Raw genomic sequence first — 8594 nt, 5'->3', positions numbered from 1 at the left:
TCTTATAGACTTGTTAAGCTTTTTGTCACTATGGTCTGGCTTTCCAACTGTTACTTTCCATTGTTTTGTTTCTAGTGACCGAGGCAAGTTTTCCAATACGTTAGCTTCTGAGTCCTTTGGCATTATCATTGTACTGAAATGCTGATGAAGACCACTGAAAGGGATAAAGATGAGCTTTTAAATGCCTTGAATGAAATTTTCTCCAAAGATTATGGCTCAAGTCTTTTTCAGTGGAGAGTTGAGATTATAAAACCAATGGTAAGCCTTATAGGGTTTGAGAAGAATAATTACAAATTTGTTTTGACTTCATATGGCAAAGAAGTAGCAGAACATTCTTGGTTTGTTAGATTAAGGTATCATAGATTATTTCCTACTGGAGTCCTTTATGAATTTTATATTGTTAAAGATAAAAATAATAAATGGTTTGTTTGGCATAGAAACAGATAAAAAGAGTGGAGAGGTATTTAAGCCTCTCTTCTGTTTTGGTATGCTTTCTTATTAATGTTAATCAAATCTTCTTACTCAAAGAGCATAATTTAATCACTTTGCTAAACTAATGGAGGCTTGAGTTCAAGAAAGTAAGGCTGGTTCGGCAGCCTTTTCCTTATTCGACTTGAGACGTTTATTTTTGGGGGTATTGGTGTAATTATTATTCTATCAAGAATGTACATTTTTCTACAATAGATGCTAAATTTAGTTGGGATTTGCTGCGGCAGTCCTTTTTTCTTTTTGTAATGAAGGGCACTTTCAATGGAAGAAGTGGTAATATTAAATTCCAATTAATAGTTATAGGAAGTGATAAAATGTTCTTTTATTATTTAATGCTCATACTTGGAGCCTTATTTGTAATAGGAGCAGTATTTGCCTTAATTGTTATGTATGGTACTAAAGACTTTCGATTATTAAATGTAGGTAAAAGCCTTGGAATCTTACTTCTTGGTGTTTTACTTTTAGCGATTACTCTCCCAAGCCTAAAATATGTTGTGCTAAAGAAATTTGATGTCGTCAGTGGGAAATGTGTCATTGAAATAGATTCATCAGGTCGTTCTCCTGAAGCGGACTTTAAAATGCTCAATACAGATGAAATGTTTACCTTCAGAGATATTCCTGCACTTGATGCTTATGGAAAGTCAATCCCTTATTTTTGTAAGGTGACAGTTACAAAAGACCATATGTTTGAAATTAGTTATAAAATATATGATGCTAAAACACGAAAGTTAATATTAACAAGTAAATAACTTATGTTTACAGTTATAAATGATAAAAGATATTCTTACTTCTTTTTACCCTTGATAGATACTTCAGTTTGTAAATAAATGTTCTTAAACTAACGGTAGCTTGAGTTAAGGAGCAGCTTCCATTCTCGGCGGCTTTTCTTATTCAAGTAACGGAGCAGGATAGTTGAAGAAGAAATGATATAATTTTTCTATGTGTAGATTTGATTAAAGGTAATTAGAAAGGATTTTAATTATGTGGAAAAAACTAATGAAAAACATCTGTGACGACTCGATATTTAATGAACCTGCTTTTAAAAATCAAATAGAGGAAATTGAAGAGAGATTCAACCTTAATCTTCCACGTGAATTTATTAGTTTTCTTAAAGAAACTAATGGTGCTGAAGTTAAAGGTGCTGGATTCTCGTCCACAAAATTAATAATTGAGTTAAATTCTGATTTTAGAACAGATGAAATTTTCAAAGAAACTTATATGCCTTTAGACTGTTTTTTATTTATTGGTGGTTCAGGTAATGGTGATTACTTTGGATATTCGATTGTAAATGGTGATATTCAAACAGAAAATATATACCTCTGGAATCATGAAACTGATAGTCGCGAATGGATTGCACCTTCATTAGAGCAATTATTTATTTGGTGGAGCGAAGGGGAAATAAGTGTATAAATAATCTATTGAACTACCATGAAAATAAGTTTCTTCAACATTAGAAAAATGACAATATTTAAGAAGACCCTGCACAATCGTTAAAAAAGAGGAGAGCGATAATTAATAAGTTTATGGATTAGGGGTGACTGGATCAAGGTTAGTATCAGTATTGACACTTCCTAACCATTTTCATTCTCTGTGGTGCAGCACTGATTTTGTGCTGCATGGATGGCTAACGGGTGCTTTACTTCAATAAGGAGTAAGGCTTTTTTACTGCACTAACGGGGCAAACTTGTGGTAGCCCTCGTAAAGACAATGCGGCTTTAAAGCCTATTCTTTCGAAACCCCTAGCTTCAGCTATGGGGATACTCATGATATAAAATAAGGGCTTAATCTGATGATACTTTATATAAACTGATGCATAAGCTAGTAGGGAGCATCAGCTATACCGCCATACATTTAACTTCCTCAGTGCTTTATTATGCGTTCGGTGCATTAAAGCCAGATAAAAAAGCCCTAAAAAAAACAAGGGCTTTTTTTATTTGTAAAAAATTAGGATGGATGCTTTTAATTAATAAAAGACAGTTGCTCCAATGATAATTAATAAAATAAACAAGACAACGATTAAGGCAAAACCTCCGCCATAACCGTAGCCACCACAACCGCCGAAACCTCCATATCCGAACATAAATATCCCCTCCTTTTAAAGATTATTAATTAATAAAAGCCTCCGAATCCTCCGCCGTAACCGCCGTAACCGCCGTAACCGCCGTAGCTGCCGCCAACAAAAGATGCTCCAATAATAATAAGAAGGATAAACAATACAACTACTAATGCGAACCCTCCACCAGCTCCTACACCATCCATTTAATAACCTCCTTTAAATCTATTCAATACAAAATATGATTAAATCCAAAAGGTGTCAGGGCTCTTGCGAAATACAAAAGCCCAATATCTACTATTCATTACAAGAAACTGCATTATGTAGCAAAAAAAGGACTCCTTAACTCTAAAAGTGCTTAGTTAAAATAAAAAATAAAAAGGCTTAACTACCGTGGTTCTTCATATAAACAGATGCATAATCTAGAAAGTAGCCGCTATAGACCATATTAAAGCATAGACATAGACCTTAAATCAGGAATAGCCTCAATCAAAAAAAGCCCTTCAAGAAAGGGCTTTTTTAGGTTCTTCTTTGAAACATATTACTGCACTTACCATAATTGATACGAATTGGCCTTTGGGATTAAGGTAGCTAAAGGGAAGAAGTTAAGTTTGTGAAGAAATGTACTTAAAGTAAAGCGTGCAAGAGTTGAAGATTCAGCTGCCATTTGGGCGGCTTATTTTTTGTTAAGCTAACGAATATTTGTTAAGGTTTACTGTTGTCCCAGATAGAGGTTTCTAATTCTATCGTTGTAGTCATAATAGGAGTCATAAGTTATGTAACGGGTACTACGAAGGAAAGATTGGATATGGTAAGCGGTAGCCGTGAATGATCAGGTTCTATCTATTAAACTAGGTTACCATTAAGAGAGGTTACCTCAAAATCCCAAAATTTAATTACTGAAACACAATTGTAGAGGAATAGAAAAGGTGAAACACTAGTAGGTGCTCACCCTTGTCCTCCTTAAAGGTAACCTTTTCCCCTTATACAAGAGGCTTATCAATTAAAGTAGCAAATTCAAGCTCATGGACATGTCCATCATCTAGGGTAGTGATTCCTTTGACAAAGTGTACATGCTTACCATTGCCAACTGGGATAGCAGGACCTGTTTGTATTCCTACCTCATGATGATGATCTAAAAAGTCGGTATTAGTTAATAGTACATGTACATGACTATCACCCTTTGGAATTACTTCACCTGTAACCCCTGCAAAACGATGATTATGTCTGTCCTCTCCTTCTTCAGCTAATTTGGTACTTGCCAAAAATTCATGAACATGTGTTTGAGCAGATTCTTCAGAATTTGTTTTTTTGTTAGACTGCTCTTCATTTTGAGATTTATTTCTTTCATAATTTTCTCTTCCCCTTTGAACTTTACTCATAAAATGGAACCCCCTTTTAAATTAGAATACTGTTTATAATATTAGTAATGGTAAGGTTTTATGAAAAAAAGATTTTCTTTATCTTTTGCTTCAAATGAATATACTTTTCCTTCTTTTTGATATAAAAAGCTTACGTGCCCGTTTGTACTAATTTGTGAAGGAATGTACTTAAAGTAATGGGTGCTTTAACACAGTAATGAATAAAATTAATAAGCATAAAATATCCAAGTTTTTATGAACAACTTGCATATTTTAACTTTTTTTACATTCAAAAAACATTCTCCCACATACAGCATTTTTTTATTTCCAAATACACCCAGAGTCTCCAAGGCAAGACCTAAAAGGCTAATCTATGGATACATATAAACAAAGATAAAAGGTGCACCATTCGTAGGTTTTGTTGTTGATACTGTATTTAACTGCCCGATAGTTTAAGGAGTGAACCCTCGTTCTATTTATTGGTAGCTCTTCGTAGATATTAATGAATATAACGAATTGGAGGAGAATAAATGCGCGCAATTGAGTACACAAAATACGGCCCCCCCGACGTTCTTCAACTGAAAGAGATAGAAAAACCTTCTCCTAAGGAAAATGAAATCCTGGTAAAAATAAAAGCGACAACCGTAACGGTAGCAGATATTCGGGCACGGAGTTTTACAGTTCCTCCCGCTTTTTGGCTGCCTGCCCGAATAACACTTGGTTTTAGACAACCCAAAAAAACTACATTGGGGATGGAGTTAGCTGGGGAAATTGAGTCAGTAGGGAAAGATGTCAAAAGGTTTAAGGAAGGTGATCAGGTTTTTGCTGCTTCTCTATTGGGTTTTGGTGCTTATGCCGAGTATAAGTGTCTGCCTGAAGATGGACCAGTATCTATTAAGCCCTCCAATTTAACATATGAGGAAGCAGCTGCCATTCCGATTGGAGCACGCACTGCATTGTATTTTCTTAGAAAAGCTAATATTCAGAGCGGTCAAAGGGTTCTAGTTTATGGTGCTTCAGGAAGCGTAGGAAGTTATGCAGTTCAGATTGCCAAGTATCTTGGAGCAAATGTTACAGGGGTATGCAGTACCACAAATATAGAATTGGTAAAATCTCTTGGAGCGGATCAGGTAATTGATTACACTGCAGAAGATTTTTCGAGTAAAGGCGAGACTTATGATGTGATCTTTGAAGCGGTTGACAAGAGTTCGTTTTCGGATTGTATGAAATCGCTAAAGAAGGACGGAACCTATATAAATGTCACTGTACCGTTACCAGGTGTTCGAATGCTATGGACTAAATTGACAAGCAGCAAAAAACTAATATTGAGTCAAAACTCACCTGAAACTTCAGAAGCTCTAGATTTTCTTAAAGAACTTGTTGAGACGGGGAAGTTAAAAGTGGTCATTGACAGATCCTATGCGTTTGAAGAGATCATTGAGGCTCATAGATATGTCGAAAAAGGACACAAAAAAGGAAATGTCGTCATAACTGTGGAACCTAATAACAAATCCTAAAATATGAGGACTATAACAAGATGATATGTACCAAATAATGTAGTAGTAGGCGGTAATCCCGCAAAAGTAATTAAACAAATAGAATAATAAACTAGGCCTTATTGGTTTAATAAAGAACTTAAGTTGATGGAATTAGAATTATATGGAAAACAGAAAGGAATCCAGGTTACACGTATCTTTCGTTCACCCATAAACTAAATATGGGGTGATGAATGTGTTATTACGAAATCAAATGGACACCACTTCTTATCAACAAAAGTATTTTCGTCCATCATGTTTACCAACTTTAAATTTGAGATTTAATAATGGGGATTTTTTCTTACCATATTATGAAAAAACTCATGACCAAATTCAAGTACCAAAAGAATTAACTAGAACCCCAGAAGATACCCTGCTTAATTATTTTAGCATTTTACGTGAAGCAGAAAATATGGGAGGGCGAAGTTGCGGTTCGATTGGTCAAGCACGTATTCCATTTCCGCTTGCATACAATTTTTTGTCTAAGAATTATCAAATAAAATTAAGCTATGAAGATTATTTAAATTTATTTGCTGGGGTAGGTCATACGAATTTGATAAAGCTTTGTCAAGTGCCAGATGGAAAACGGGGAATAAGGTTTTTTTATGAAATTGAAACGATAGAGGGGTTTGAGGGCAAGAGGGCTGAGTATTTTGGCTATTCATACGGATTTATCCAGCTTATTCACGAAGAAGGAGGTTATCGAATATCAGATTTGCAACAGCATCCGGAGGACTTTCTATGCGCACCTTATCATGGATGGAGTCATGATGGGGAATCAGTAATAGAGGTGAAATATGGAAATTGGTGCAAGTTAATTCAGGTAATATACCCAACTATAAAAAGTGGATATGTTAAAAATATTTGTTTTCACGGTAAGGATGGTGCTGATCATTGTTTAATGTTTATTACATTAACAAATGGAACTGACATCGAAATTGCTCAATTTCGCAAAGTGGGCATTGAAAAGTGGAAACAGATAAAAATGAAGCCCGAAGAAGAGTGTTTAACAGAAAAAGGGGACTGATAAGTTATATACTTTTTGAAATCGGTGCGCTTGTATATCAAAAAAAAGGCTGTTGCGACAGCCTTTTTCTTATTCTATTAAAGGTTGCAGGTTAATGAAAGAAGGATATTAAGAAATTGGAGAGGAGAGTAGTTTGGGAGAAAGTTAAATTAAGTTGCAGAACAGATAAATTTTTTTAACTAATGCTATTAAAAACTGGAGGAAAAATTTATTAGTTAACGTTACGCTTGTTATTGTTTGATAAGTAATGAAATTTTTCTTAATTTTAACACGTAGTAAGCGATTGTGGGCATGGATGCAATTATGCTAGCGGCTCAAGCTGTGGTAGTGGATGTTCCTCTATAGGGAAAATTGGATTTATAAAGCCCGTCAACCGAAATAAAGAGGGTCGCCGGTCGATAAGAGAGATTCATAAAGCCCGTCCACCGGAGAAAAGAGGGTCCTCGGTCGATAAGAGAGGTTCATAAAGCTAACGGGTTCCGTTTCCTATCGCAAAACCCGAAAATGCAATCAAAAATGTAATTAAATTTGTACCGCTTTTTGTATCTGTTCTTGTAATGAAAATAAAATGGCTCAGTTCACTATACTGAGCTATTTCTCCTATCCATTTTCGATAGCTTCTTCAACTAACGCACCCTATAGTTTAAGTAGAAACCTTCACAATCTCTTATACATGTTAACATAAGTTCTAGAATCTAACTCATTACAAAAAGATGCTTTACCTATTCCGGAAAAGCGCCCAATAATTGAATAAAGATATATCAGAAATGATCATATGTATAGGGATTATTTCTTCAAGAGATATACCTTATTCTTTCCGTTCAAGTGAATGAGTACAGACACCTAATTTTTTTATTTCTTAGCAATCTATTTTCGATTGAGTGTATGAGGAGGTTCTTCCATCCATTCTCGTTCAATCAACATTTCTATTCCATCTTTACCGTAAATCATGATCTCTATAAGAAATTTGGAGTATTGCGTGGCCAAGTCGATTCTCGATGCTGTGGAAATTGCGTGGCCGATATAGGTAATGGCGGTTGAATTAGCCAATGTAATCATCCCCAGAATGAGTCGATCTGAAAAGGGGGACACGGTCGATAAAGATACTGTAGCATTGATCATTGAGTTTTCTGGAAGATCATCTTTAGTTAGAGTATCGTTTAAAAACTCTATTTGCTTTTGGGCCAGTTTCTTTCCTCGAATTAAATAATTTTTGATGTTTTCATCTTTGACAATCTGAATAAATGCCGTTAAAAAAGTTTTGCCAAGAAGGTTACGTTCACTATTGAAAAATATATCAGTTAATTCTAAAACATTTAATGGCCGCCTGGGTTCAAACCATTTAGATAAAATAGTTCCCTTTTCTTTTAGGAATTCGATGCGATCTGGATAGGGAATAAATTGAGGCCTATCATAGATTCCTTTTGTAAGCATCATCTCGACTGACTGATTATAAAACTCTAACAAAGAAGTTATACGTTTTGAAAAAAACAAACGTACGTCTTCACGGGCTACACTTGTCAACAACATGCCATCATTCATAATCGCAATCTTGCACATACTGTATAAATAACTAAGTGAAATAGGATCGGAAAATAAAGGGGGTGCAGATAAGTTTACATCCTCCTCCGTATATCCCCTTGGAACAGGGAACTTTTCTTGAATAAACATGTTCTTAATCTCTTCAAGATAGGTTTGAGTGGTATTCAAAGATTCAGAAAGTAATGGTCTTAATTCTTCATCTTTAAGGTGTTTTAAGAAATATTTCGATAAACAAACGTTCATACTATCACTAATATAAGTTGACCATAGCGCCCCAATCTCTGTTGATGTAAAACCGACCTCATGCTTGTTATTCATTGCCCCTTCTCCTTCCAAATATTGAACTTCGTTTTAATATAATTCCCTTTATAGCATTATGCGTAAAATTCGAGGTTTCTATGAATGGCTTGTTGGAAGTTAATTAATCATAGAATAAATATTTGGAGCTTTCTTGCATCATATTCTATAATCTGACCCGATTGCTGAACAAAGATCAAACAGGACTCTTCCACTCCCTCAGTTTGATACGAATATCTCTCGAATGCTCACTTATTCGCAGGATTTCATAACCCTTGCAATTGGATTTA

9 protein-coding genes are annotated in these 8594 nt (G+C 35.0%); 5 read left to right on the top strand and 4 right to left on the bottom strand.

All coding sequences use genetic code 11. The features are described 5' to 3' along the window. The first annotated feature begins 144 nt into the window (after nucleotides 1–144). The 3 genes from AB7942_RS29715 (at nucleotide 145) to AB7942_RS29705 (ending at nucleotide 1899) form a co-directional block, all read left to right on the top strand. Complete coding sequence (locus AB7942_RS29715; RefSeq protein ID WP_369449665.1) at nucleotides 145–447, top strand: hypothetical protein; 303 nt, start codon at nucleotides 145–147, stop codon at nucleotides 445–447. Between the two features lie 356 nt (nucleotides 448–803). Beyond that, nucleotides 804–1238: a hypothetical protein gene (locus AB7942_RS29710; protein WP_369449664.1), complete on the top strand. Its 435-nt coding sequence runs from the start codon at nucleotides 804–806 to the stop codon at nucleotides 1236–1238. A 232-nt stretch (nucleotides 1239–1470) separates the two neighbouring features. Beyond that, nucleotides 1471–1899, top strand: coding sequence for an SMI1/KNR4 family protein (locus AB7942_RS29705; RefSeq protein WP_369449663.1), 429 nt, complete (start codon nucleotides 1471–1473; stop codon nucleotides 1897–1899). Between the two features lie 553 nt (nucleotides 1900–2452). Here AB7942_RS29705 and AB7942_RS29700 read toward each other — a convergent pair. The 3 genes from AB7942_RS29700 to AB7942_RS29690 all read right to left on the bottom strand — a co-directional run bounded on the left by AB7942_RS29700 (nucleotide 2453) and on the right by AB7942_RS29690 (nucleotide 3924). Next, nucleotides 2453–2569 (bottom strand): YjcZ family sporulation protein, encoded by a 117-nt coding sequence (locus tag AB7942_RS29700; protein ID WP_369449662.1) that lies wholly within the window; start codon nucleotides 2567–2569, stop codon nucleotides 2453–2455. Between the two features lie 29 nt (nucleotides 2570–2598). Further along, nucleotides 2599–2748 (bottom strand): YjcZ family sporulation protein, encoded by a 150-nt coding sequence (locus AB7942_RS29695; protein ID WP_369449661.1) that lies wholly within the window; start codon nucleotides 2746–2748, stop codon nucleotides 2599–2601. A gap of 777 nt (nucleotides 2749–3525) precedes the next feature. Continuing rightward, entirely contained in the window at nucleotides 3526–3924 is a 399-nt protein-coding gene (locus AB7942_RS29690) for a YmaF family protein (RefSeq protein WP_335437095.1), read from the bottom strand. 509 nt (nucleotides 3925–4433) lie between these two features. Here AB7942_RS29690 and AB7942_RS29685 point away from each other — a divergent pair. Together AB7942_RS29685 and AB7942_RS29680 are read left to right on the top strand one after the other, a co-directional pair. Further along, nucleotides 4434–5420, top strand: a complete 987-nt coding sequence (locus AB7942_RS29685) for an NAD(P)-dependent alcohol dehydrogenase (protein ID WP_335397737.1) — start codon at nucleotides 4434–4436, stop codon at nucleotides 5418–5420. 214 nt (nucleotides 5421–5634) lie between these two features. Continuing rightward, nucleotides 5635–6465, top strand: coding sequence for a hypothetical protein (locus AB7942_RS29680; protein ID WP_369449660.1), 831 nt, complete (start codon nucleotides 5635–5637; stop codon nucleotides 6463–6465). Nucleotides 6466–7332: 867 nt separating this feature from the next. On the opposite strand, the gene AB7942_RS29675 is transcribed toward AB7942_RS29680, so the two are convergent. Continuing rightward, nucleotides 7333–8325 (bottom strand): DUF3231 family protein, encoded by a 993-nt coding sequence (locus AB7942_RS29675; RefSeq protein ID WP_369449659.1) that lies wholly within the window; start codon nucleotides 8323–8325, stop codon nucleotides 7333–7335. Nucleotides 8326–8594: the final 269 nt, after the last annotated feature.

The organism is Neobacillus sp. BF23-41, from assembly GCF_041106275.1.
This window is presented reverse-complemented; position numbering and strand designations above follow the sequence as displayed.